This window comes from Pseudomonas sp. FH1 (genome assembly GCF_000510895.2).
In the GTDB taxonomy this organism is placed as follows: domain Bacteria; phylum Pseudomonadota; class Gammaproteobacteria; order Pseudomonadales; family Pseudomonadaceae; genus Aquipseudomonas; species Aquipseudomonas azotoformans_A.
In genome coordinates this window covers 1-905 of the sequence record NZ_AOHM01000144.1, presented here as the reverse complement: position 1 = coordinate 905, position 905 = coordinate 1, and the positions used below count along the sequence as shown (strand labels likewise).

Below are 905 nucleotides of genomic sequence, written 5' to 3'. Positions count from 1 at the left end.
TACGCAGCGAGCCTGGAGAGTGTCTAGGAAACCCGGGGCGATTCAACCTGCTTGCCGACTTCGAGTAGTCCTTGCTTTTAGACGTGGATGACAGCTCTCAGTCGATTGCGGTCTCCAGAGGCGCATTACGACGTAGGCCGATCAGCTTTGGACGGTGTACTGCTGGTGACTCGGCCACCGGTGGGTAAGCGGAAAAACTGGATTATTCCAAATTATGGCTCAGCAATAATTATTGCTGAGCCATAATTTTTCACATCAAAAAGGAAGGGGCAGTGCAGGCGCTCGAAAAGAGCATGATCACAATTGTTGGTTCCTCAATTTTCCCCTATTCTCTCAAGCTCAAAATAGGGGCCGGTGAAATGCCTGAAGACATAATGACCCTGAGAGAAGTTGCCGAGTACCTGAAGCTTGCGGAGAAGACAGCATACCGTCTTGCCGCTGACGGGAAGATCCCCGGCTTCAAGGTAGGGGGTAGTTGGCGGTTCCGAAAAGCCGCTATAGAAGACTGGATCGACCAGCAAACGACCAAAAATCGCACTTGAGTTGGGGTGAACAAGCTTTGTTACTGGACAATAGAAATAACGGCCATGTAGGAAAAACGCTGCGCGATCACCTCGCCGCAGGATCGAAACTTTCCGTGCTTTCAGGTCTGTTCACCATCTATGGCTTCTCGGCGCTCAGGAAGGAGCTCTCCCGCATTGACGGTGCAAGGCTCCTGCTGTCCGGCTGGGAAGGCTCATCTCTCCAAGCACTCATCGGGTCGGATGCCGACCTGCGCCTCGTGAACCAGCTCGATCAAAAGCGCATCGCCAGGGAATGCGCCAAATGGCTCGCCAGCAAAGCCCAGGTTCGGTCAGCCTGTTGGCGCTGATTGAAAACTGACCCACCCTGCCGATTGAAAATTG

2 protein-coding genes are annotated in these 905 nt (G+C 53.1%); both read left to right on the top strand.

What is annotated here, in order from left to right; translation table 11 throughout:
• The first annotated feature begins 272 nt into the window (after positions 1 to 272).
• On the top strand, positions 273 to 542 hold the full coding sequence (locus H096_RS31830) for a helix-turn-helix domain-containing protein (RefSeq protein ID WP_338148550.1): 270 nt from the start codon (positions 273 to 275) through the stop codon (positions 540 to 542).
• A complete protein-coding gene (locus tag H096_RS31825; RefSeq protein WP_156717544.1) occupies positions 539 to 871 on the top strand; it encodes a hypothetical protein in 333 nt (110 codons plus the stop codon). The genes H096_RS31830 and H096_RS31825 overlap by 4 nt, the downstream gene beginning before the upstream one ends.
• Positions 872 to 905: the final 34 nt, after the last annotated feature.